Below are 22,720 nucleotides of genomic sequence, written 5' to 3' on the forward strand. Positions count from 1 at the left end.
GATCTCCGAGCCCGGGGCCGCCTCATGTGTGTCCGGGGCAAGTGGAATCCCCACTGTCACAACTTCTGGTCTATACCTTGACAGGTCCAGACCAATAGCGGTTCGCTGTGCTTCCCATCCGGCCCACCCGGCCCCACCCGGAAGGAAGTTACGCATGCTGCGTAAGTTGGTCACCTCGCTGGCCGCGCTCTGTACGGCCGTCGGACTCGCCGTCCTCCTCCTCCCCACCGCCTCCGCCGGCGCGGCCGCCGCCTGCGCCGCCGCGTGGAACTCCTCCGCCGTGTACACGGGCGGGATGACGGCTTCGCACAACGGCCACAACTGGTCCGCCAAGTGGTGGACCCAGAACGAGACCCCCGGCACGACCGGCGAGTGGGGCGTCTGGGCCGACCAGGGCGTCTGCGGCGGCGGACCGACCACGCCGCCCACCACCCCGCCGACCTCCGGATTCGTGGTCTCCGAGGCCCAGTTCAACCAGATGTTCCCGAGCCGGAACCCCTTCTACACGTACGCGGGCCTCACCGCCGCCCTCAAGTCGTACCCCGGCTTCGCCAACACCGGCAGCGACACGGTGAAGAAGCAGGAGGCCGCGGCCTTCCTCGCGAACGTCTCCCACGAGACGGGTGGCCTCGTCCACATCGTCGAGCAGAACACGGCGAACTACCCGCACTACTGCGACACCAGCCAGTCCTACGGCTGCCCGGCGGGCCAGGCCGCCTACTACGGCCGCGGCCCCATCCAGCTCTCCTGGAACTTCAACTACAAGGCCGCCGGTGACGCCCTCGGCATCGACCTGCTGAACAACCCCTGGCGCGTCGAGCAGGACCCGGCCGTCGCCATGATGACCGGCCTCTGGTACTGGAACACGCAGAGCGGTCCGGGCACGATGACCGCCCACAACGCCATGGTCAACGGCGCCGGCTTCGGCCAGACCATCTGGGCGATCAACGGCAGCCTGGAGTGCAACGGCCGCAACCCGGCCCAGGTCCAGAGCCGGGTCACCAAGTACCAGCAGTTCACCCAGATCCTGGGTGTCCCCGCGGGGTCGAACCTGTCCTGCTAGTCGGCTACTGCCACGCGACGAACACGCTCCAGGCGGCGGGCTCCACGGTGAACGTGGGCCCGTCGCTCTGCTTTGAGTCGCGGAGGTGGACGGCGTGGGGGCGCGTGGCCACCTCGACGCAGTTGCCGCCGCCGCTGTCGCTGTAGCTGGACTTGAACCAGTGCAGGGTGTCGCTCATCTCTGTACTCCCGCCAACTCCTCGATGAGACCCAGCGACCTGCGCGGATCCAGGGCCTGTGCCCGGATCTTCGCATACCGCTGCGTGTGCGTACTGACCTTCGTCCGGTCGGTGATCAGCAGGCTCTCGCCCTGGATCTCCAGGTAGGTCACGCGGTCGTGGGCCGGGGTCTCCACGACGTTCAGATCGCCCCGGTCGCCCGCGTACTCACCCCCCAGCCCGGCATCCAGCGGCAGCACCTGAAGGTTCACGTTCCTCCTCCGCGCGCACCCCGCCAAGTACGCCAACTGCTCCCGCATGACCTCCTCGCCGCCGATCGGCCTCCGCAGCACCGACTCGTCGAGGATCAGCTCGATCTCGCACACAACCTTCCGGTCGAACAACGCCTTCCGAGCCGTCCGGGCGACGACCAGCTCCTCCACTCGTTCCGCCGTCGGCTCCGGATGCCCACCCGCGATCAGCGCCCGCGCGTACGCCTCCGTCTGGAACAGCCCGTGGACGACGTGGTTCGCGTACAGCCACAGCGCCACCGCCTTCTGCTCGATCGGCGCGTACCCGCGGAACTGCTCCGGCAGCTTCTCCAGCCGTACGAGCTCCCGCATCTCCTCGAAGATGCCCGTGCCGCCACCCAGGACGCGTTCGAGCTGGAGGAGCATCTCGTCGCTCACCGGGTGGATGAGCCGTTCCATCGCACTGATCGCCGCACCCGTGAAGCCCATCTGCGTGCCCAGCTGGTCCTGCGTCAGTCCCTTCTTCAGTCGCGATTTCCTGGCCACCGCCGCCGCCATCCTGGCCGCAGGGCCGACCGATTCCTTGTTCTCCGCTCGCGCCATTCCCGCTCCCCATTCGGACTCAACCGATCTCAACCGGTCTCAACTGCTCCCCGCCGAATTCGACTGCGCGCAAGGCGCGTTGATGCAGGTCAAGGGGTTGTCGACGCGCCCGTCGCAGTCGTGGAAAACGCTAGCGTCGGCGCGGGAGCATGTCCTCGTGAATGAAGAGAATCGGGACGTAAACGTGGATTGGATTCCGGCTTCCGGATTCCAACTCCGTAAGGCGGGGGTGCAATTCGACGCCGTCCGGGTGGACGGCGACGAGGGGCGGCGGCTCGCCGACCGGATGGAGGTGCTCACCGGGGGCGACCCGGGGCCGGTGGTGATCGAGGCGAACGGGCGGCGCGGGGTCTACTTCCTGGTGCCGCCGGGGTCGACGGCGCGGAAGGCGTGGCCGCGCGGGGTGACCCGGTTCAACTCCGGACCCGCCCACGTGAGCTTCGTGCCGGTGCCGGCGCTGACGGGCAGGACCTGGCCGCTGTCCTGGCGCTTCCCGCCGTCGTCGCCGGACCGCTTCGTCCACCCGCTGCTGCTGCGGAGCGCCGTGACCGAGCAGTTCAACGGTGTGTCCTGACCCCCCGGACCGACCGGGGACGCGCATACATCAATCTGGTACATGGGCTACCGTTGGTACATGTCCATGAAGCGCACGAACGTGTACGCCGACCCCGAGGACCTGGCGATCATCAAAGAGGCCGCCAAGCGCCGCGGCATAAGCGAGGCCGAGATCATCCGGCAGGGGATCCACCTCGCGGCCATGGCCAACCGGGTCTGGGACGAGCCCCTGTTCTCGCGCGCATTCGAGGGGCGCGGCCGGACCCTGGCCAAAGCCGAGGTCCGCGATGTCGTGGCCGACGCCGCCCTGCGTGAGGCGGACACCGAAGCGGGGACCGCTGCGTGATCATCGTCGTGGCCGACACCTCCGGGCTGCTGGCCGCTCTTGATTCCACCCACCCCGAGAACGCGGCGGCCACCGAGGCGATCCAGGCCGCGGGGCTCCTCGTGATGTCCCCGCTCCTGCTGGCCGAGCTCGACCATGTGGCCACGTGTGAGCTCGGCCGCGAAGCCGCGCTCGGCGCGGTGGACGACATCCTGCACTGGATGCGCCGGGGGCGGGTCTCCCTGCCGGAGATCACCGAGGACCACCTGGGCGCCGCCCAGATGGTCCGGCTGCGCTACGCGGCGCTCGACCTCGACCTGGCCGATGCCGTCAACGTCGCTCTGGCCGCCGAGTACGACACGGACGCGATCCTCACGCTTGATCGTCACGACTTCCGTGCCGTCCGCCCTCTCGGGCGGCACAAGGCGTTCCGGGTGCTGCCCGACGACCTTCCGCTCTGAGCGCGGCCTGCCGCCTAACGATGACCGGCCTCGACGGCTTCGAGCGCGGCCGACAGACGGTCCAGGACCCGGACCGTCTCGTCGAAGGCCTCCTGGCCGCCCAGCTCCCGGACGAGCGCGGCCGCCAGCTCCGCGTGGCCCGGGTCGATGCGGGCGATGGCCGCCCGGCCCGCCCCGGTCGGGGTGAGGAGCTTGGCCCGGCGGTGCGCCGGGTTCGGCTCGTACGCCGCGAGTCCCTCCCGGACGAGCAGGTCCGCGATCCGCTGGACGCTCTGCCGGGTGATGCCCATGGCGCGGGCGATCCCGGCGACCGGGAGGGGTTCGGGGAGGACGGCTCCGAGGACCTGCCACCACGCGGCGGTCAGACCGGCCGGCTCGGCGAGCTTCTCCGAGACGGCGAGGAACTGGCCGTTGAGGCGGAAGACGCCCAGGGCCGTGCGCGAGAGGGCGTCCTGCTGCTCGCGGCTCATGAGTTCAGCTCGACGAACGCCGCCGGGTCCGAGTCGTGGAAGAGGCGGTACCAGGCGTCCCGCTTGCCCTCGTACGCCCCGAGGGCCGCGAAGATCTCGCGGGCGAACGCGACCGGCTCCGTCGGGCCCGCCGTGATCAGGTCGCCGGTCCCGGCCTCGCCCTCGGAGGTCACCGCGTCCGTGTCGATGTAGTGCTCGCCGCCCTTGTAGCCGGTGGCGGCCAGGTAGAAGGAGACCGCGCTGGTGTGCGGGCGGTCGTCGAGCAGGCCCTCCTTGGCGAGCCCGGCGGTGGCGCCGCAGATCGCGGCGACCGGCACCCCGGCGTCGAGGAAGGCGCGGGCCGCGGCCGGGAAGGCGGCGAGCTCGTCGCCCTCGTCGTACTTCTCGGCGCCGGGAAGGATCAGCAGCTCGCTGTCCTCGGGCCGGAGGTCGGCGAGCGCGAGGTCGGGGACGATCCGGAGGCCGGCGAGGGTCGTGACGGGCTCTCCGGCGACCGGGCCGACGGTCCGGACGGTGTAGCCGGCGCGGGCGAGCCAGGCGGTGGCGTGGCCCGTCTCCCAGTCGGCGAGCGTGTCGTAGACGGCGAGGTGGACGGTCTTCGCTGCGGTGTTCGTTCCCATGGCTGACCCCTTGGTCGGTGTGGTCGATCCCTCGGTTCCGCTGATGACAACAGACTGTCATGTCGACAGGATGCTGTCAATTGATGAGGAGGTGAATCCACGGGGATTCCGCAGGGATTCCACCGCACGGAACAAGGTGTCGCGTCCGCCCCGGTCTCGGTGGACAAGATGGCCATGGCCCGCCCTACCTGCGGTTCCTTACCCTCGACCCCATGACCCCTCATGTCATCGAACCCGATCCCCAGGCCGGGGCCGCCGTCAAGGCCGCCGACCGCGCGCACGTGTTCCACTCCTGGTCCGCCCAGGGCCTGATCGACCCGCTCGCCGTCGCCGGCGCCGAGGGTTCGTACTTCTGGGACTACGACGGAAACCGCTACCTGGACTTCACCAGCGGCCTCGTCTACACCAACATCGGCTACCAGCACCCCCGTGTGGTCGCCGCCATCCAGGAGCAGGCCGCGAAGCTCACCACCTTCGCGCCCGCCTTCGCCATCGACGTCCGCTCCGAGGCCGCACGCCTCATCGCCGAGCGCACCCCGGGCGACCTGGACAAGATCTTCTTCACCAACGGCGGCGCCGAGGCCGTCGAGAACGCCGTCCGCATGGCCCGGCTGCACACCGGCCGTACGAAGGTGCTCTCCGCCTACCGCTCGTACCACGGCGCCACGTCCACCGCGATCAACCTGACCGGTGACCCGCGCCGCTGGGCCTCCGACAACGGCTCCGCCGGCGTCGTGCGCTTCTGGGCGCCGTTCCTCTACCGCTCGCCCTTCTACGCCACCACCGAGGCGGAGGAGAGCGCCCGGGCCCTCCAGCACCTGGAGGACACGATCGCCTTCGAGGGTCCGGCGACGATCGCCGCGATCATCCTGGAGACCGTGCCCGGCACCGCCGGCATCATGACCCCGCCGCCCGGCTACCTCGCCGGCGTCCGCGAGATCTGCGACAGGTACGGCATCGTCTTCGTCCTCGACGAGGTCATGGCGGGCTTCGGCCGCACCGGCAAGTGGTTCGCCGCCGAGCACTTCGACGTCGTGCCCGACCTGATGACCTTCGCCAAGGGCGTGAACTCCGGTTACGTGCCGCTCGGCGGCGTCGCCATCAGCGAGAAGATCGCCGCCACCTTCGACAAGCGGCCCTACCCGGGCGGACTGACCTACTCCGGTCACCCGCTGGCCTGCGCCGCCGCCGTCGCCACCATCCAGGTGATGGAGGACGAGAAGGTCGTCGAGAACGCCGCCCACATCGGCGAGAACGTCCTCGGCCCCGGCCTGCGCGAGCTCGCCGAGCGCCACCCGTCCGTCGGCGAGGTCCGCGGCCTCGGCGTCTTCTGGGCGCTCGACCTGGTCAAGAACCGCGAGACGCGCGAGCCGCTCGTCCCGTACAACGCGGCCGGCGAGGCCAACGCGCCGATGGCCGCCTTCGGCGCCGCGGCGAAGAAGAACGGCCTGTGGCCCTTCGTCAACATGAACCGCACCCACGCCGTCCCCGCCTGCAACGTCACCGAGGCGGAGGCCAAGGAGGGCCTCGCCGCCCTCGACGCGGCCCTCACGGTCGCCGACGAGCACACCGCGTAACCGCGAACCGGGGCGGCCCCTTCCGTCTGGACTAGGGTGTCCGGAGCCGGACGGAGGGGGCCGACCCATGCCCGCGAGCGGAGCTGTCACCCGCAACACCTTGCGACAGCAGATCGCGGACGCGCTGCGTGACGAGGTGCTCGCGGGCCGTCTCCAACCCGGCGAGGAATTCACCGTCAAACAGATCGCCGACCAGTACGGCGTCTCCGCGACCCCGGTGCGCGAAGCCCTCGTCGACCTCTGCGCACAGGGCCTCCTCGACTCCGACCAGCACCGCGGCTTCCGCGTCCACCAGTACTCGGTCGACGACTACCGGGGCATGGTCGAGGCCCGGATGCTCGTCGTCGACGGCATCTTCCGCCGCGACGCCGCCATGGTCCCGCCCCGCTCCGCGGTCGACGCACCCGACCTCGGGGTCGGCGTCGCCCTCGTCTCGATCCGGCGCAGGGGCGAGGCCGCGGCCCGCGCCGCCCGCGCCGGCGACCTCGACATCCTCATCGGCTACGACATCCGGTACTGGCGCGAACTCGCCCGGCTCGTCGCCGCCAACGACTACATCGCCGACTTCCTCCACAAGCTCCGCGTCCAGGCCTGGGTGTTCTCCGTCCCCTACCTGCGCTCGGAGCGGGACGTCCTCGGCTGGCTGTGGAGCGGGCACGTCGACCTGGTCGACGCGATCACCCGCGGCGACGCGCAGGCGGCCGTCACGGTCGTCCGGGAGTACAACGCGCACTCGATGGAGTGGGCGGGGTATCTGGAGGCCCGGGCCCGCTGAGGCCGGGGGAGGCCGGCGCGTACCGGTGGTGGGGCGCGTCGGGCCGGGGGCGGAGTTCGGGTTGAGGCCGGGCCTCCGGGGGCAGTTCCTCAGCGGGTGGGCGGTGTCCGTGGGGCGCCGACTAACCTGGCCGTCCCTGCAAAAGCCTGGCGTACGCCCTGCGAGCGTCCCCCGCAACTGACGGAGAGCGAGCCTCCCTTGGCCTGTGACCTGTGGCTGGTCCCCCTCGTCGACGTGCTGTGCCACAGCCCCGACAACCCCTTCGCCGAAGAGATCGCCGCGTACGACGCCGTGCTCAGCGCCTCCGGGCTGCCGACCGTGCCCGTCTACGCGTACATGCCGGGACTCTCCGGCGACGTCGCCCCGATCGCCGGCTTCGACTACGAGGCCCTGCACTTCCTGCGCCGCGCCTACCTCCTCCAGATGTGCGGACTGCCGGTCGAACCGGTCGGCGAGCTCGGCGGGGACTACGAACAGCTCCTGGAGATGTTCGAGGCGACCGCCCAGCAGTCGCACCTGGTCTGGCACTACGACCACGCGGGCGCGTACGTGCCGGTCGACTTCCCGGTCCCGCTCGCCAGCGACGAGCTCCTGGAGGGCGGCGGGCCGCTCGGCTCCTCGTACGGGCTGCTGCGCGAGCTGGAGTTCGTCGCGCCCTCGATCGGCATCGACCCGTCGAACCCGCCGGCGCCCCCCGTACCGCCGGAGCGGCCGACCACCCTGGAGGAACCGGCCGTACCGATTCCGCTGGACGGCGGCCCCTTCGCCCGGGAGCGCCATGTGTGGCTGGGGCTGCACGCGGCGGCGACCCGGAGCCTGGCCCAGGGCTCGATGATCATCCTGAGCTGAGCTGAGCTGAGCTGAGCTGAGCTGAGCTCCGTGCGCACGGCCCCGGCCGGCCGATCCGCGCCCATGGCCCCGAGGGGCCCCGGAGGCCTGCGTCAGCGGGCCTCCGGGGGCCGCTGACGCGGCATGTTCGGCCGGGTGCCCGGCGGCAGCGGGAAACGGCCCGAGGGGTGATGGCTCTCGGCCCGGGCGGGCATCACGCCCACCGACTGGAGCGCCAGCGGCGCCGGACCCGAGCGGAACTCGACCATCCAGTCCGCCGTCTCCGCACGCACGAGCTCGGTCACGTCCTCCGAGAAGCGGCGCAGCACGCCCAGACAGCGCTCGGCGGCCTCGCTGGCGGTGCCCTCCGTGGGGCCCAGCACCTCCCGGACGCTCTCCGAGGCCCAGTCGAACTGCAGGGCCTGCAGACGCCGCTGCACGGCCTGTGCCGTCGCCACGTCCCTTATCCAGCCGGACGTCAGGCCGAAGTACCGGTCGCAGGCCAGGCAGGCGGCACCGAGCAGCAGCGAGAGGTATCCCCAGCCGGCGACCCCCTCCGCGACGCCGGTCAGGTCGAGCAGCGGGAGCGCGGCGCCCGCGATCACCCCGGCGGCCGTGCCGATCCGCAGGATCCGGGCGCTGCGGCGCTTCCAGACGCGGTCGGAGAGGTACCACTCGGCGGTGCGCAGGGCGTTGGACTCCACCCAGCGGTACAGCTCGTCGAGCCGCTCGGCGGGCTCGCCCCAGTCGCCCAGGGGGAACGCCGTACCGGTCAGATCGCGGTGGACGTCTCCCCCGGGGGGCCCCGGTGGCTGCATCTCCGGCTGCTGGCTCACCGGGGGACTCCTCTGTTCAGCTCAGTGCTCGTGTCCTTCTGTGACGTGCGGTGCACGTGGTGCCTGCCCTTCCTACCGCCGAATGGTGGGCGGTGGGCCCGGAATCCCAGGATTTCCGCCCGCAAGGGGGTCTTGATCAGGTAGAGGAGCCCGCAGTTTCTCACCCGAAAGAGTGGTGGAGCAGGGGGGCCGGGGACCACGTAGGCTCGGCGTACCGACATACGGACGTACCGAACCTCAGGAGTGACCGTGATTCCCGGTGGTGGTCAGCCCAACATGCAACAGCTTCTCCAGCAGGCCCAGAAGATGCAGCAGGACCTCGCCCGCGCGCAGCAGGAACTGGCGGCGACCGAGGTCGACGGACAGGCGGGCGGCGGCCTGGTCAAGGCGACCGTGACCGGCTCCGGGGAGCTGCGCGGCCTGGTCATCGACCCCAAGGCGGTCGACCCGGAGGACACCGAGACGCTCGCCGACCTGATCGTGGCCGCCGTGCAGGCCGCCAACGACAACGCGCAGCAGCTCCAGCAGGCCAAGCTCGGCCCGCTGGCCCAGGGCATGGGCGGCATGCCCGGCCTCGGCTTCTGACACCTTCCGGGCGCGGGCCTTCCCAGGCCTCTCCTCCCGTGGGCTTCTTAGGCTCGCTTTAAGCCACTACCGTAAGAATCAAGCACTCCCTTGAAAGGGCGTTCCGTGTACGAAGGCGTGGTTCAGGACCTCATCGACGAACTGGGCAGGCTGCCCGGCGTCGGTCCCAAGAGCGCGCAGCGGATCGCCTTCCACATCCTCCAGGCCGAGCCGACCGACGTACGGCGTCTCGCGCACGCGCTCCTGGAGGTCAAGGAGAAGGTCAGGTTCTGCGCGGTCTGCGGCAACGTGGCACAGCAGGAGCAGTGCAACATCTGCCGGGACCCGCGCCGCGACCTGACCGTCATCTGTGTGGTCGAGGAGCCGAAGGACGTCGTCGCGATCGAACGGACCCGCGAGTTCCGGGGGCGGTACCACGTCCTCGGCGGCGCGATCAGCCCGATCGAGGGCGTCGGCCCGGACGACCTCCGCATCCGCGAGCTGCTCGCGCGGCTCGCCGACGGCACCGTCACCGAGCTGATCCTCGCCACCGACCCGAACCTGGAGGGCGAGGCCACCGCGACGTACCTGGCGCGGATGATCAAGCCCATGGGACTCAAGGTGACCCGGCTCGCGAGCGGGCTCCCGGTCGGCGGCGACCTCGAGTACGCCGACGAGGTGACCCTCGGCCGTGCCTTCGAGGGACGGAGGCTGCTAGATGTATGACGACCGGGCCGGCGCGCTCTCAGGGAGGCTCCTCGATGTCTGACCCCACGCTGCACGCGATCACGCAGAACCCCGACGACTTCGCGGTCCAGATCGCCGACTCCATCGAGAGCTTCATCGTGGCGACCACCGAGGTCGCCAAGGGCGACGAGCCGGACAGCGCGGTCCCCTTCCTGCTCCTGGAGATCTCGCAGCTGCTCCTCGCCGGCGGACGGCTCGGCGCGCACGAGGACATCGTCCCGGACGAGCGGTACGAGACGGACACGGGCCCGGAGCCCGACATGGACGACCTGCGCGAGCGCTTCGCGGTCCTCCTCGAACCGGTCGACGTGTTCTCCGAGGTCTTCGACCCGTACGAGCCCCGCAAGGCCCCGGTCCCGGCCCGCATCTCCGACAACCTCGCCGACATCGTCGCCGACCTGCGCCACGGCCTGGCCCACTACCGCGCCGGCCGCACCAGCGAGGCCCTGTGGTGGTGGCAGTTCTCGTACTTCTCCAACTGGGGCCCCACCGCCTCGGCCACCCTGCGCGCCCTCCAGTCCCTCGTGGCCCACGTCCGCCTCGACCAGCCCCTCGCGGCCCTCGACGGCCTCGACACGGACGAGGACCTCACCGAGGACGACCTCGCCGAGGAGGCGGGCCGTGTGATGGCGGAGGAGATCGGCGCACCGCTGGGCATCCGGACGCTCAAGGGCTGACGTACGACGAACCGCTCCCGTCCGACGGCCGATTGCCCCATGATGTGCTCATGGCAGCAACGGCCCGGTCACAGGCCCTCCTCCGGAGCGGAGTCGGCGTAGCCGCGGTCGGCGTCGTCGCTCTCCTCGTCGTCGCCTTCGTCGACCTGGGCAAGGCCGACCAGATCGCCAGCGTCACCGGAGTCGTCCTCGCCGTCGCGGGGCTCGGGCTCTCCCTCTGGGCGCAGTTCGGGCACGGCGGCCGGGCCGCCCCGGTCGAGGCGTCCGGCCCCCGCTCCGTCGCCGCCGGCGGAAGCATCGGGACGGTCGTCACCGGCGACGGCGTGCGGACCCCGCCGACGCCGCCCGCCCCGCAGACCCCGCCCGCCCCGCCGACCCCGCCGGCCGGCAGCGCTGCCGCCGGGACCACCGCCGGCGGCCCCGTCACCGCCTCCGGCGAGCGGTCCGTCGCCGCCGGCGGGGACATCGGGAGCGTGTCCACGGGGGACGCGTGAGCGGGGGCGTCGAGGCGTCGGGGGAGCGGTCCGTCGCGGCGGGCCGGGACATCGGCTGGGTGCACACCGGGGACCGGGTGACCGTGCTGCCGCCGTCGGGCCTCGGGCCGGTGCGGTGTCCGCCGGGGCTGGTCGACGTGCCGCGCAGGGCCGCTCACTTCGTGGGGCGCGGCGCCGAGGGCGCCGTGCTCGACGGGGAGTCGGAGACCGTGGTGATCTGCGGCCTCGGCGGGGTGGGGAAGTCCTCGCTGGCCGCCCGCTGGGCGCTCCGGCAGGCCGCGGACCGCAACCCCGTCTGGTGGATCACCGCGGAGAGCCGGGCGGACGTGGACGCGGGACTCGCGGGCCTGGCCGCCGCGATGCAGCCGGAGCTGATCGACGTACTCCCGCAGGAGGCCCTGCGCGAGCGGGCACTGCAGTGGCTGTCGGCGCACGACGGCTGGCTGCTCGTGCTCGACGACGTCACCGACCCGGGCGATGTGGAGGGCCTGCTGGCCAGGGCCAGCGGCCGGGGGCGGGTCGTCGTCACGAGCCGGACGACGGACGGCTGGTACGGGATCGGGCGGGTCCTCACGCTGTCCGTGCTTCCGGCCGCCGACGCCGTCGAGCTGTTCACCCGGGTCGCCACCCACGCGGGCCCCCGGGACACGACGGGCGCCGAGCGGCTCTGCGAGACCCTCGGGCAGCTGCCGCTGGCCGTCGAGATCGCCGCCGCGTACTGCGGCCGCACGGCCACGCCCCCGCTCGTGTACCTGGCGGAGCTGGGCCGGAGCCGCGGCCCCGGCAACGCGGAGGAGGCCGTCGCCCGGACCCTGCGCGTCACGCTCGACCGGCTCGCCGCCTCCGCCCCGCACGCGGGGGAGGTCCTGCGGCTGCTCGCCTGGTTCGCGCCCGACCGGATCCCCGCACCGCTGCTGCCGCCGGCGTCCGGCACGCGCGAGGCGCTCGGGGAGCTGGCCGCGCACAGCATGATCACGCTCCACGAGGACGGGTCGGTCTCCGTGCACCGGCTGGTGCAGGCGGTGGCCCGGAGGGCGGACCCCGGGGACCCGCACCGGGAGCCGGGGCTGATCGAGCGGGCCCGGCTGACGGCGCAGGCGGCGCTGGTCCGGGCCGTACCGCAGGACAGCACGGATCCTGCGCACTGGGAGACCTGGCGCGGTCTCCGGCCGCACTTCGAGGCGTACCTGCGGTGCTCCGACCCGGGGGAGGACGACAGGGACCTGATCCCGACCCTGGTGGCCGCGGGCATGTACCTGACGCTCAACTCTCTGGACGAGGAGGCGGTCGCCCTGTACGAGCGGGCGCTGGCCGCCGCCGAGAGGCTGGTGGGCCCGGAGCACCCCGCCGCCGTCGGGGTGCGCGGCGCGATGATCGTGGTCCTCGCCGAGGCGGGCCGCGGCGCGGAGGCGATCCGGCTCGCGGCCGGGGTGGTGCGGGACATGACCAGGGAGTACGGGGCCGGGCACCGGCTCGTGTTCGTGGCGCGGCGCGGCCTTGCGCAGGCCCACCAGCTGTCCGGTCTCGCCGACGAGGCGGTGGCCCTCCACGAGGGGGTCGTCGCGGACATGGTCCGCGTCCTGGGCGAGGGGGACCGTCAGACGCTGGAGGCGTTCGTCGAGCTCTCCTCGATCTACTGGTCCGCGGACCGGATCCCCGACGCCGTCGCGGTGTGCGCCCGTGCCGAGGCCGGGCTGGCGGCCGCGCTGGGCGCGGACCATCCGGAGACCCTGATGGCGCGGCTCAGCCTGGCCGCCCTGCACGGAGCCGCCGGGGAGGCGGAGCGGGCCCGGGCCGGTTTCGAGGAGCTGCTGCCCGTCTGCGTACGCGTCCTCGGTGAGCACCATCCGATGACCGTCACCGTGGTGGAATCCCTCGCGGAACCCTCCCGGTGATCACTCTCTGAGCAGCTCGTCTCACCATTCGATATCACGCTGGCGTTTCCGGGTCCCTCGTTAGACTGAGCCGATCGCAGCGCCGGCTGCGGCACACACTGAGCGAGGAGCGCACGTGGGCCTTGTCGTGCAGAAGTACGGAGGCTCCTCCGTTGCCGATGCCGAAGGCATCAAGCGCGTCGCCAAGCGAATCGTGGACGCCAAGAAGAACGGCCACCAGGTGGTCGTCGTGGTTTCCGCGATGGGCGACACGACGGACGAGCTGATCGATCTCGCCGAGCAGGTATCCCCGATCCCTGCCGGGCGTGAGTTCGACATGCTGCTGACCGCCGGAGAGCGGATCTCCATGGCCCTGCTGGCCATGGCGATCAAGAACCTGGGCCACGAGGCCCAGTCGTTCACGGGCAGCCAGGCAGGTGTCATCACCGACTCCGTCCACAACAAAGCGCGCATCATCGATGTCACGCCGGGCCGGATCCGCACCGCCCTCGACGAGGGCAACATCGCCATCGTCGCCGGCTTCCAGGGCGTGTCCCAGGACAAGAAGGACATCACCACGCTCGGCCGTGGCGGTTCCGACACCACCGCCGTGGCACTGGCCGCCGCGCTGGACGCCGAGGTCTGCGAGATCTACACCGACGTCGACGGTGTCTTCACGGCCGACCCGCGCGTGGTGAAGAAGGCGAAGAAGATCGACTGGATCTCCTTCGAGGACATGCTGGAGCTCGCCGCCTCCGGCTCCAAGGTGCTGCTGCACCGGTGCGTCGAGTACGCACGCCGATACAACATCCCGATCCACGTCCGCTCGTCCTTCTCGGGGCTGCAGGGCACCTGGGTCAGCAACGAGCCGCAAGGGGACCGCAAGGTGGAGCAGGCCATCATCTCGGGCGTCGCCCACGACACCTCCGAGGCGAAGATCACCGTCGTCGGCGTGCCGGACAAGCCGGGCGAGGCCGCGGCCATCTTCCGGGCCGTCGCGGACGCCGAGATCAACATCGACATGATCGTGCAGAACGTGTCCGCGGCCTCGACCGGCCTCACGGACATCTCCTTCACCCTCCCCAAGGCCGAGGGCCGCAAGGCCATCGACGCCCTGGAGAAGGCGAAGACCGCGATCGGCTTCGACTCGCTGCGCTACGACGACCAGATCGGCAAGATCTCCCTGGTCGGCGCCGGGATGAAGACCAACCCGGGTGTCACCGCGGACTTCTTCCGCGCGCTGTCCGACGCGGGCGTGAACATCGAGCTGATCTCGACCTCCGAGATCCGCATCTCGGTCGTCACCCGTGCCGACGACGTCAACGAGGCCGTGCGCGCCGTCCACACGGCCTTCGGCCTGGACAGCGACTCGGACGAGGCCGTCGTCTACGGAGGCACCGGCCGATGACCCCGAAGCCGACGCTCGCGGTCGTCGGTGCGACCGGAGCCGTCGGCTCGGTGATGCTCCAGATGCTCACGCACCACGCGGACGTCTGGGGCGAGATACGCCTCCTCGCCTCCCCGCGCTCGGCCGGCCGCAAGGCCGCCGTGCGCGGGGAGGAGTGCGAGATCCTCGCGCTCGACGAGGAGGCCCTGGAAGGCGTCGACCTGGCGCTCTTCCTGGTGCCCGAGACGGTGGCCGCCCGCTGGGCGCCCATCGCCGCCACCAAGGGCGCCGTCGTCGTGGACACCTCCGCCGCCTTCCGGGCGGACCCCGACGTCCCCCTCGTGGTCCCCGAGACCAACGCCCACGCGGCGCGCGTACGCCCCCGGGGCATCGTCGCGAGCCCCGGCTGCACCACCCTCGCGATGGTCGTCGCCGTGGGCGCCCTGCACGCCGAGTTCGGCCTCTCCGAACTGGTCGTCACCGCCCAGCAGGCCGCCAGCGGCGCCGGTGCCGGGCAGGCCGGCGTGGACGCGCTCCGCGCCCAGCTCGGCCTGGTGGCCGGTCACGGCGACCTGGGCACCCACCCCGGAGACGTACGGCGGGCCGTCGGCGAGAACACCGGGCCCTTCCCCGGCCCCCTCGCGCTCAACGTCCTGCCCTGGTCGGGCACGGCGGGCGCCGACGGAGCCTCATCGGAGGAGGAGCGCGTACGGGACGAGACCCGGCGGATCCTCGCGCTCCCCGCGCTGCGGGTCGCCGCCACCTGTGTGCGCGTGCCCGTCGTCACGGGACACTCCGTCTCCGTGCACGCCCGCTTCGAGCGCCCCGTGCCGCTCGACCGCGCGCACGAGATCCTCGCGACCACACCCGGGGTCGTGCTGTACGACGATCCCGCGGCGGGCGACTTCCCCACCCCCGCCGACGTCGTCGGCACCGATCCCGCCTGGGTCGGACGGGTGCGGCGCTCGATGGACGACGAGCGGGCGCTCGATTTCTTCGTCTGCGCCGACAACCTCCGCAAGGGTGCCGCCCTCAACGCCCTCCAGATCGCGGAATCGGTTGTCACGTATTTGTAGGATCTGTGAACGACCTGTGAGCAAATAGGCGTCAGATACCTCTTGAACTGCGGTGATGCCGTGGCCGACGATGCTCTTCCCCCTTACTGCAACCAGTAGTTGGGTGGGAGGCGTCTCAGCGTGCACTCACCAGTGTGGCGTGGAACACGCCGAGAAGCGGGGCATCGGGGGAGAACGGTTACGCATGAGGACAAACGACTCGCCGTCGAAAAGGGTGGCGTACGCGTACAACCCTGCCGGGGGGAAGCGTGTCCAACATGCGTGGCAGACGTACTCGACATCGCGACCGTCGCTCCGCTGCGCGGGGCGGGCACCGCTGTGCTCCCCGCGCGGAGCGTCGCCGTCGTCCCCGCACGCGGCACGGCGGTCGTTCCCGCACGCGGCTCCGCGCTCGTTCCCTACCGCCGGCCGCGCGGGCTCGGCGGCATGCCGGTGATCGCCCCCATGCCCACCGGATCCCGCGCGAGCTCCGTGGACGGCATCCCCGCGCCCCGGACCAGCGCCGAAGGCGACTCGGCGGCCGGAACGACCGTCGACCACCTGACCGAGACCTACCGCGCCCACTACCGGTCGCTCCTCGGCCTCGCCGCCCTGCTCCTCGACGACACCGCCTCCTGCGAGGACGTCGTCCAGGAGGCCTTCATCCGCGTCCACTCGGCGCGCAAGCGCGTCCGTGAGCCGGAGAAGACCCTCGCCTATCTGCGCCAGACCGTCGTGAACCTCTCCCGGTCCGCACTGCGCCGCCGCATCCTCGGACTCAAGCTGCTGTCCAAGCCGATGCCGGACATGGCCAGCGCGGAGGAGGGCGCGTACGACCAGCTGGAGCGCGAGGACCTGATCAAGGCGATGCGCGGACTCCAGCGGCGCCAGCGTGAGGTGCTGGCCCTGCGGTACTTCTCGGACATGACCGAGGTGCAGGTCGCCGAGGCGCTCGGGATATCCCTGGGTTCGGTGAAGGCGTACGGTTCGCGGGGCATCGCGTCGCTGCGCGTCGCGATGGGAGCGACGTCGTGAGCGAGGCACCCGGCAAGGACGTCGAGAACGACGACAGCGTCGAGAACGACGTCCCTGATGAACGTGACGACCTGAGTGGACAGCGCATGGTGAACATCGAGCCCGGCCCCGGCGAGGGCGACGGGGACGACGAACTCGCGCTGCGGCGGCTGTTCCAGGACGCCGTGTCGGGCCTGGAACCCTCCCACGGCTCGCTGGACCACCTGCGCCGTGCCGTACCCGCACGCCGCGCCCGCAAGCGGCAGGCCCTCGTCGGCGCCGCCGCCGCCGCGGTCCTCATCGGCACCGCCGTACCCGCCTTCGTGCACGTCGCCTCCTCCGGCGGCGTGTCCGCTGCCGGCAACCCCGTGAACGCCGGCCACGGCGAGGACGCCCAGGGCGGCACCGGCGCCGAGACCGGCGTCGAGGGCGGCCAGAGCGCCAAGCCCCCCGCGAGCAGCGTGTCGCCCAGTCAGGGCGCCACCGACGGCTCCGCGGGCAAGCCGCAGCGACCCGGCCCCGGCGTGTCCTCCACCGGCCGGCCGGAGGCGGACAGCGGCCCCGGAGGCCTCCGGGCCTGCGAGGCCGGGCAGCTCGGCGTCAGCTCGGCGGGAGCCGGCGGACCCGACGGCGAGGGCAAGGTGTACGGCACCTTCCGCATCGCCAACATCTCCGACCGGGCGTGCCTCGTGGAAGGCAGCGGAGTCGTCGGCTTCGAGGCCCGCGGCGCCGCCGACCCGGCGCGGATCTCGGTGGTCCGGCACACCTCGGGAGACGGGGGCGGCGGACTGCCCGACCCGTCCCAGGAGTTCTCCTCGCTGGCCCTGAAGCCGAACGCCTCCTACGAGGTGAGGTTCGTCTGGGTGCCGAGCGAGACCTGCCCGACGACACCCGTCACCCCGACCCCGACGGAGCCTCCGCCGACCGAGCCGCCGACCACCCCGCCGACGACGGACACCCCCACCGGCGGCACGGGCACCCCCGAGCCCAGCGAGGGCTCGGGCTCCGGAGGGAGCGGCACCGACCCGGGCACCGGCCCGGACGCGGGCACCGGCGTCGCGCCCCAGCTGCTCCACGAGGACGGCGGACCGGCGGACGGCAGCGTCCTGGTCAGCCATGTCGCGGAGGCGGGCGGTCCCTCGGCGGCGGCGACCATCCCCAACGCCTGCGCGGGCACGATCTACCGGACCGGGGTCCTGGCCGGCTGACCTACAGCCCCAGCGCCTCGTCGCGGGTCGCCTCCGCCTCGCGGCGGACCAGGCGGAACCACATGAAGAGGACGAAGCCGGCGAAGACGAACCACTCCGCGGTGTAGCCGAGGTTCTGGAAGGCCTTCGCGTCCAGGCTCGTGCCCGCCGCGGCCGCCGCCGGGACCGGCGTGAGCCCGGCGGGGGAGTCGGCGAGGGTGATCCAGGCGTCGTAGACGTCGTCCGCGACCACGTTCACCAGGGACGCCGCGCTGATCATCCCCAGCTGGCCCTCGGGGAGCCCGCCGGTCTTGCTGACACCCTTGCTGCCGCCGTTCTCCGAGGCCTGCAGCGCGCCCACGACCGTGACCTCGCCGGACGGCGGGGCGGGGACCTTCGCGCCCGTGGGGAGCCAGCCGCGGACCACCGGAAGCGACCTGCCCCCGTCCGTCCGCAGCAGCGTCAGCACATAGCTGCCGGTCCGGCCGTCCAGATCACGGTCCGGGACGAGGAACTGCTCCCCGAACCGGCCGCGCGCCTCGGCCGACCGGCCCGAGGTCTCCTTGTCCACCGGGAGCAGGGAGTCCAGCGGCTCCGCCTTCAGCGTGCTCGCGGAGGGTCGCTGCTCGGCCGCCTCGTGGGAGTCGACGCGATCCTCGAACTTGCCCAGCTGCCAGGTCCCCATGAACACACAGAACGGGATCGCCAGCAGGACGAAGACGTTGATCCCCCACCAGCGGGGCGTTCTCAGGAACCGGTACACGCCCCCCACGGTACGCAAGCGGCCTCGGCCCCCCGTCGGCCGGGTCCCCGGGGCCGCCGCGGCCCGCCACCGGTTCCCCCGCCGCCTCAGCCCGCCACCGGACCACCCCCCAGGTGCTTCGCGGCGAACGCCAGGTCCAGGCCGACCTGCTTGATCCGCTCCTCCACCACCAGCGAGCCGTGGCCCGCGTCGTACCGGTACACCTCGTGGACCGCGCCCCGGGCCTTGAGCCGGTCGACGTAGTTGTCGATCTGGCGGATCGGGCAGCGCGGGTCGTTGACGCCCGCCGAGATGTGCACCGGGGCCCGCACCGCGTCCACGTACGTCAGCGGCGACGAGGCCGCGTACCGCTCGGGCACCTCCTCGGGGGAGCCGCCGAGCAGCGTCCGGTCCAGTGCCTTGAGGGCCTCCATCTCGTCCTCGTACGCCGCGACGTAGTCCGCGACGGGGACCGCGGCGAGCCCGACCGCCCAGGCGTCCGGCTGCGTACCGATGCCGAGGAGGGTCAGATAGCCGCCCCAGGAGCCGCCGGACAGCACGAGCCGGGCCGGGTCGGCGAGGCCGCTCGCCACCGCCCAGGCGCGGACCGCGTCGATGTCCTCCAGCTCGATCAGACCGACCCGGTGCTTGAGCGCGTCCGTCCACTCCCGTCCGTATCCCGTGGAGCCCCGGTAGTTGACCCGCACCACCGCGTACCCGTGGTCGACCCAGGCCGCCGGGCCGGACGCGAAGGCGTCGCTGTCGTGCCAGGTGGGGCCGCCGTGCACCTCGAAGACCGTGGGGAAGGGACCCTCGCCCGCCGGGCGCTGCACGAGCGCGTGGACCCTGCCGCCCGGGCCCTCCACCCACACGTCCTCCACCGGCACCGACGGCGGGGCCTTGGGGCCGGGCGGGTCGAGGACGACACCGCCGGCCGTGGACCGCACCACCGGCGGCTCGGCGGCCGAGGACCACAGGTACTCGACGCTGCCGTCGGGCCGGGCGGTCGCGCTCGACACCGAACCGGCCGGGGTCTCCACCCGGACCAGGGCGCCGGTGGCGATCTCGTACCGCCACAGCTCGCTGCGGGCCTCGAAGCTGTGCACGATCAGCAGGCCCGAGCCGTCCGGATACCACTCGGCCGACACGTCGCCCGGCAGGTCGAGCCGGAGATCGGTCTCCGTGCCCGCCGCCACGTCCCAGATCATCGGCTCCCAGCGGCCGCGCCGCTGGTGCCCGACGAGCAGCCGGCTGTCGCCGTCCACGGGCGCGAAGCCGAGGACCGCGAGCCCCAGCTCCTCCGTGCCGCCCTTGGTGTCGTCGAGCTCGGCGAGCACGCCCGCGTCCGAGGAGCGCAGCACCCGCAGCGCCGAGTGCATCGCGTCCCCGTGCTCGGTGTGCTCGACGGCGATCAGGGATCCGTCGTACGACAGGTCGCCGACCCCGGCCGACTCCCGGTGCCGGTAGATCTCGACCGGGGCGCCGGCCCCGGGGCGTACGAGATGGACCGTCGAGCCGTCCTCGTCCGTGGAGCGGCCCACCAGGAGCGTGCCGTCCCGGCCGATGGCGAGCCCCGCCGGATAGGAGGGGTCGAGGCCGGGCACGGCCGGCTCGTCCGCGCCGCCGGCGAACGGCTGGCGCATCCACACCCCGAACTCGTCCCCGTCGGTGTCCGCGAACCACCAGATCCAGGCGCCGTCCGGCGACAGGGTGCCGTCCGTCGTGCCGTTGGGCCGGTCCGTGACCTGGCGCTGGTCCCCGCTCGCCCGGTCCCAGGCGTACAGCTCGTACGTCCCCGTCGCGTTCGACACGAAGAGCGAGCGGTCCGGGGCCTCCTCCGCCCACTCGGGCAGGGATACGCGAGGCGCGCGGAACCGCCGCTGCCACGCGGGGGCCTGGTCGGTGAGCTCGCCGTCGGGCTCGGAGTTCTTGCTCTCAGTCATGGCACCCATGATGCTCCGCGCGGCGGACAATCGGGTCGCGTCACCCTCAACCTGTGGATAACCTCGCCGACATGTACTCGCCGACGCCCGAAGACTGGCACGAGGTCAATCGCGCACGCTGGGACGAGCGCGTCCCGATCCACGCCGCGAGCGACTTCTACGCCCTCGACGCCTTCCGCGCGGGCAAGGACGCCCTGCGGGACTTCGAGGTCGCGGAGGTCGGCGACGTCACCGGACGTTCCCTGCTGCACCTGCAGTGCCACATCGGCCTCGACACCCTCTCCTGGGCCCGTCACGGCGCCTCGCACGTCGTCGGCCTGGACTTCTCCGAGCCGGCCGTCGAGACCGCCCGTTCGCTCGCCGCGGACCTGGGCCTCACCCAGGACCGGGCGGCCTTCGTCGCGGCCGATGTGTACGACGCCGCGGAGGCCGTCCCGGACAGCGCGTACGACATCGTCTACACGGGCTGCGGCGCACTGAACTGGCTGCCGGACATCGAGCGCTGGGCGGAGACGGCCGCCTCGCTGGTCGCCCCCGGCGGCTTCCTCTACGTGGCCGAGTTCCATCCGCTCACCGACTCGCTCGACGACGAGACCGGCAGCCGGATCGTGAACGACTACTTCGTCCGCGACCCCTGGGTGGACACCAGCCCGGGCACGTACGCGGAGCTGGACGCCGCGACCGTCCACAACCGCAGCGTGGAATGGGTGCACCCGGTCGGCGAGGTCGTCACCGCGCTCGCCAGGGCCGGCCTGCGGATCGAGTTCCTCCACGAGCACGACGCCTCGCTGTACCCGCGCTACGGCGCGCTCCAGAGGCACGACGACGGCTACTACCGCTTCCCGGCGGACCGGCCCCGCATCCCGATGATGTACTCGATCAAGGCGACCCGATGATGTACTCGATCAAGGCGACCCGATGACGTCCACGGTCACGGCGACCCGCTGACGTCCGCGGTCACGGCGACCCGCTGACGTCCGCGGCCATCGCACCCCGCTGACGTCCGCGATCCGGGCGACCCGCCCGGCCGCCGGATGCGCGCCCGGCGGCTCACGGAAGCCGGATGACCGCGCGCCCGCCCGTGAGGTCCACCGTCGAGTGGTGCGGCGGGGCGCCGTCCTCCTCGTCGTCACGCAGCACCAGAGCGCTCTGACGCTCCTTGAGCTCGTTCTGCTTGCCCTGCGAGAACGTGGCGTGCAGCTGCTCGAAGCCGGTCGAGGAGATCTGGCCGCGGCGCTTCCCGCGCCCGGTCATGCGCAGGATCTGGTCGGCGAACGCGATCACGGTCAGCAGGATGACCAGACCGGGCAGCGTCACGAACACGGCGAACTCCATGCCGACCATCAGACCACGCACGGACGGGCGTGTCAGGGGGTCCTGGGGCGGATGTGGTGCATCCGCCGCCCGTCGGGGCCGAGGACCTGCGCCCCGATCTTGTGGGTGCGCAGCGCGAGCGCGGTGCCCGCTATCCGCAGCGCCGGGGCGGCCCGTACGAACGCGGACATGACCTCGTGCAGCTCGTCGACCGTGCGCAGCCACATCGCGACGGCCAGGTTGTGCGGGCCGGTGACCGAGGTGACGAGCCGCGTCTGGGGCAGCCGGGCGAGCGCCGCCACCGTCGCCGGCACCTCCAGGGGCGGTACGTCGGTGGTGACCATCGCCCACATCGGACGGCCGGAGAACCTCGGGGCCGGCAGGCAGTGGTGATGGAGGGCGCCGCCCGCCGACAGGACGTCCAGCCTCCGGCGTACCGTCGACTCGCTCGTCCCGCACTGGCGGGCCAGTTCGGCGGCGCTGCGGCGGGCGTCCCCCGCCAGTTCCGCGATCAGCCGGTGGTCGAGTTCCGTGAGGTTCGGGAAGGGACGCGCGTGCGTGCGCGGCCGCCGGTCCCCGCCGGTGAGGTCCGTGAGGAGCTGGACCTGCCCCGGGGTGAGCTGCTCGATCCGGGACCGGTACGGGCGGTTGTGCATCCGGGTGACGACCTGGGTGCGGCACCGGAGCACCCCGGGCAGCCGCCGCACCCGTCCGGCGAGATAGCCGTCGAGGGCGTACAGGTCGGGGCTGATCACCAGCAGGACGAGGTCGGCGTCACCGGTCACCTGGTGGACGCCGAGGGTCTGCTGATCACCCGAGACCTCGGTCGCGACGGCCTCGGAGGTGCCCGCCGCGCACTCCAGCTCGACCCACGCGTAGAGCATCTCGTCCGAGCCGTGGCGGGCGGCAAGCAGCGAACTCCAGGCGTACCCCCCGGCCGTGAGGTGCTCCCAGCGCCGGGCGAGGGTGTCGGGACTCGCCCCCAGTACGGCCGAGAGCTGGGTCCAGCTGGCGCGCGGGGCCATCTGCAGTGCGTGGATCAGCGAAAGATCCGCCTCTCCCAGGACGGATTCCCCGGTCGTCATTTCCCTCCCTGGTCGATCCCCGGCAAACCGTGGGTGTGGGTTCCGGGGCGCCCCAGGATGGTGAACCGAGGCATTTGCATTCAAGCCGCAACGGCGGTCGTTCGCCATGGACTCAG

At 72.1% G+C, this 22,720-nt stretch carries 26 protein-coding genes; 17 read left to right on the forward strand and 9 right to left on the reverse strand.

Going from position 1 to position 22,720, the window contains the following annotated elements; translation table 11 throughout:
- Positions 1–154 precede the first annotated feature (154 nt).
- Positions 155–1,063, forward strand: a complete 909-nt coding sequence (locus ACFQ79_RS31090; RefSeq protein ID WP_383589674.1) for a glycoside hydrolase family 19 protein — start codon at positions 155–157, stop codon at positions 1,061–1,063.
- Between the two features lie 4 nt (positions 1,064–1,067).
- Here ACFQ79_RS31090 and ACFQ79_RS31095 read toward each other — a convergent pair whose 3' ends face one another.
- A complete protein-coding gene (locus tag ACFQ79_RS31095) occupies positions 1,068–1,241 on the reverse strand; it encodes a DUF397 domain-containing protein (protein ID WP_383589676.1) in 174 nt (57 codons plus the stop codon).
- A complete protein-coding gene (locus ACFQ79_RS31100) occupies positions 1,238–2,074 on the reverse strand; it encodes a helix-turn-helix domain-containing protein (RefSeq protein ID WP_383589678.1) in 837 nt (278 codons plus the stop codon). The genes ACFQ79_RS31095 and ACFQ79_RS31100 overlap by 4 nt, the downstream gene beginning before the upstream one ends.
- Before the next feature lie 157 nt (positions 2,075–2,231).
- On the opposite strand from ACFQ79_RS31100, the gene ACFQ79_RS31105 reads away from it, so the two are divergent.
- The 3 genes from ACFQ79_RS31105 to ACFQ79_RS31115 are packed head-to-tail and all read left to right on the forward strand — an operon-like array spanning position 2,232 to position 3,415.
- The gene (locus tag ACFQ79_RS31105; RefSeq protein ID WP_376337992.1) at positions 2,232–2,648 is read left to right on the forward strand and encodes a hypothetical protein; all 417 of its coding nucleotides are present in this window, start codon (positions 2,232–2,234) and stop codon (positions 2,646–2,648) included.
- A gap of 60 nt (positions 2,649–2,708) precedes the next feature.
- A complete protein-coding gene (locus ACFQ79_RS31110; RefSeq protein ID WP_383589680.1) occupies positions 2,709–2,975 on the forward strand; it encodes a CopG family transcriptional regulator in 267 nt (88 codons plus the stop codon).
- Positions 2,972–3,415, forward strand: a complete 444-nt coding sequence (locus ACFQ79_RS31115; protein ID WP_383589682.1) for a PIN domain-containing protein — start codon at positions 2,972–2,974, stop codon at positions 3,413–3,415. The genes ACFQ79_RS31110 and ACFQ79_RS31115 overlap by 4 nt, the downstream gene beginning before the upstream one ends.
- A 14-nt stretch (positions 3,416–3,429) precedes the next feature.
- On the opposite strand, the gene ACFQ79_RS31120 is transcribed toward ACFQ79_RS31115, so the two are convergent.
- Together ACFQ79_RS31120 and ACFQ79_RS31125 are read right to left on the reverse strand one after the other, a co-directional pair.
- A complete protein-coding gene (locus ACFQ79_RS31120) occupies positions 3,430–3,885 on the reverse strand; it encodes a MarR family winged helix-turn-helix transcriptional regulator (protein WP_383589684.1) in 456 nt (151 codons plus the stop codon).
- On the reverse strand, positions 3,882–4,505 hold the full coding sequence (locus ACFQ79_RS31125) for a DJ-1/PfpI family protein (protein WP_383589686.1): 624 nt from the start codon (positions 4,503–4,505) through the stop codon (positions 3,882–3,884). The genes ACFQ79_RS31120 and ACFQ79_RS31125 overlap by 4 nt, the downstream gene beginning before the upstream one ends.
- A 212-nt stretch (positions 4,506–4,717) precedes the next feature.
- Here ACFQ79_RS31125 and ACFQ79_RS31130 point away from each other — a divergent pair, with 212 nt between their 5' ends.
- The 3 genes from ACFQ79_RS31130 to ACFQ79_RS31140 all read left to right on the forward strand — a co-directional run bounded on the left by ACFQ79_RS31130 (position 4,718) and on the right by ACFQ79_RS31140 (position 7,706).
- Positions 4,718–6,082 (forward strand): aspartate aminotransferase family protein, encoded by a 1,365-nt coding sequence (locus tag ACFQ79_RS31130; RefSeq protein ID WP_209495572.1) that lies wholly within the window; start codon positions 4,718–4,720, stop codon positions 6,080–6,082.
- Between the two features lie 67 nt (positions 6,083–6,149).
- Positions 6,150–6,857: a GntR family transcriptional regulator gene (locus tag ACFQ79_RS31135; protein WP_383589688.1), complete on the forward strand. Its 708-nt coding sequence runs from the start codon at positions 6,150–6,152 to the stop codon at positions 6,855–6,857.
- A 198-nt stretch (positions 6,858–7,055) separates the two neighbouring features.
- Positions 7,056–7,706 (forward strand): hypothetical protein, encoded by a 651-nt coding sequence (locus ACFQ79_RS31140; RefSeq protein WP_355964225.1) that lies wholly within the window; start codon positions 7,056–7,058, stop codon positions 7,704–7,706.
- 92 nt (positions 7,707–7,798) lie between these two features.
- On the opposite strand, the gene ACFQ79_RS31145 is transcribed toward ACFQ79_RS31140, so the two are convergent.
- On the reverse strand, positions 7,799–8,503 hold the full coding sequence (locus ACFQ79_RS31145; RefSeq protein WP_383589719.1) for an SLATT domain-containing protein: 705 nt from the start codon (positions 8,501–8,503) through the stop codon (positions 7,799–7,801).
- Between the two features lie 267 nt (positions 8,504–8,770).
- On the opposite strand from ACFQ79_RS31145, the gene ACFQ79_RS31150 reads away from it, so the two are divergent.
- From ACFQ79_RS31150 to ACFQ79_RS31190, 9 genes are all read left to right on the forward strand, one after another.
- The gene (locus ACFQ79_RS31150; RefSeq protein WP_015034576.1) at positions 8,771–9,106 is read left to right on the forward strand and encodes a YbaB/EbfC family nucleoid-associated protein; all 336 of its coding nucleotides are present in this window, start codon (positions 8,771–8,773) and stop codon (positions 9,104–9,106) included.
- Positions 9,107–9,211: 105 nt separating this feature from the next.
- Positions 9,212–9,811 (forward strand): recombination mediator RecR, encoded by a 600-nt coding sequence (recR, locus tag ACFQ79_RS31155; protein WP_041662562.1) that lies wholly within the window; start codon positions 9,212–9,214, stop codon positions 9,809–9,811.
- A gap of 35 nt (positions 9,812–9,846) precedes the next feature.
- A complete protein-coding gene (locus ACFQ79_RS31160; protein ID WP_383589691.1) occupies positions 9,847–10,509 on the forward strand; it encodes a DUF5063 domain-containing protein in 663 nt (220 codons plus the stop codon).
- 50 nt (positions 10,510–10,559) lie between these two features.
- On the forward strand, positions 10,560–11,003 hold the full coding sequence (locus ACFQ79_RS31165; RefSeq protein ID WP_383589693.1) for a hypothetical protein: 444 nt from the start codon (positions 10,560–10,562) through the stop codon (positions 11,001–11,003).
- Positions 11,000–12,898 (forward strand): tetratricopeptide repeat protein, encoded by a 1,899-nt coding sequence (locus tag ACFQ79_RS31170; protein ID WP_383589695.1) that lies wholly within the window; start codon positions 11,000–11,002, stop codon positions 12,896–12,898. Before ACFQ79_RS31165 ends, ACFQ79_RS31170 begins: the two co-directional genes overlap by 4 nt.
- Positions 12,899–13,013: 115 nt before the next feature.
- Positions 13,014–14,285 (forward strand): aspartate kinase, encoded by a 1,272-nt coding sequence (locus ACFQ79_RS31175; RefSeq protein ID WP_030323500.1) that lies wholly within the window; start codon positions 13,014–13,016, stop codon positions 14,283–14,285.
- A complete protein-coding gene (locus ACFQ79_RS31180) occupies positions 14,282–15,340 on the forward strand; it encodes an aspartate-semialdehyde dehydrogenase (protein WP_383589697.1) in 1,059 nt (352 codons plus the stop codon). The genes ACFQ79_RS31175 and ACFQ79_RS31180 overlap by 4 nt, the downstream gene beginning before the upstream one ends.
- 261 nt (positions 15,341–15,601) lie before the next feature.
- Positions 15,602–16,354, forward strand: coding sequence for a SigE family RNA polymerase sigma factor (locus ACFQ79_RS31185; protein ID WP_383589699.1), 753 nt, complete (start codon positions 15,602–15,604; stop codon positions 16,352–16,354).
- Positions 16,351–17,541, forward strand: a complete 1,191-nt coding sequence (locus ACFQ79_RS31190; protein WP_383589701.1) for a hypothetical protein — start codon at positions 16,351–16,353, stop codon at positions 17,539–17,541. The genes ACFQ79_RS31185 and ACFQ79_RS31190 overlap by 4 nt, the downstream gene beginning before the upstream one ends.
- Before the next feature lies 1 nt (position 17,542).
- Here ACFQ79_RS31190 and ACFQ79_RS31195 read toward each other — a convergent pair whose 3' ends face one another.
- Positions 17,543–18,283 carry an SURF1 family protein gene (locus ACFQ79_RS31195; RefSeq protein WP_383589703.1) on the reverse strand — a complete coding sequence of 247 codons (741 nt, stop codon included), beginning with the start codon at positions 18,281–18,283 and terminating at the stop codon, positions 17,543–17,545.
- Between the two features lie 86 nt (positions 18,284–18,369).
- The gene (locus ACFQ79_RS31200) at positions 18,370–20,214 is read right to left on the reverse strand and encodes a prolyl oligopeptidase family serine peptidase (protein WP_383589705.1); all 1,845 of its coding nucleotides are present in this window, start codon (positions 20,212–20,214) and stop codon (positions 18,370–18,372) included.
- A gap of 62 nt (positions 20,215–20,276) precedes the next feature.
- Here ACFQ79_RS31200 and ACFQ79_RS31205 point away from each other — a divergent pair, with 62 nt between their 5' ends.
- On the forward strand, positions 20,277–21,101 hold the full coding sequence (locus ACFQ79_RS31205) for a class I SAM-dependent methyltransferase (RefSeq protein ID WP_383589721.1): 825 nt from the start codon (positions 20,277–20,279) through the stop codon (positions 21,099–21,101).
- Positions 21,102–21,255: 154 nt separating this feature from the next.
- Here the strand turns inward: ACFQ79_RS31205 and ACFQ79_RS31210 are convergent, their stop codons facing one another.
- Both ACFQ79_RS31210 and ACFQ79_RS31215 read right to left on the reverse strand, forming a co-directional pair.
- Positions 21,256–21,540 (reverse strand): DUF6191 domain-containing protein, encoded by a 285-nt coding sequence (locus ACFQ79_RS31210; RefSeq protein WP_030323482.1) that lies wholly within the window; start codon positions 21,538–21,540, stop codon positions 21,256–21,258.
- 32 nt (positions 21,541–21,572) lie between these two features.
- Positions 21,573–22,604 (reverse strand): Lrp/AsnC family transcriptional regulator, encoded by a 1,032-nt coding sequence (locus ACFQ79_RS31215; RefSeq protein WP_383589707.1) that lies wholly within the window; start codon positions 22,602–22,604, stop codon positions 21,573–21,575.
- Positions 22,605–22,720 lie beyond the last annotated feature (116 nt).

Origin of the sequence: Streptomyces sp. NPDC056480 (genome assembly GCF_042795405.1) — a bacterium.
Classification (GTDB): Bacteria; Actinomycetota; Actinomycetes; order Streptomycetales; family Streptomycetaceae; genus Streptomyces.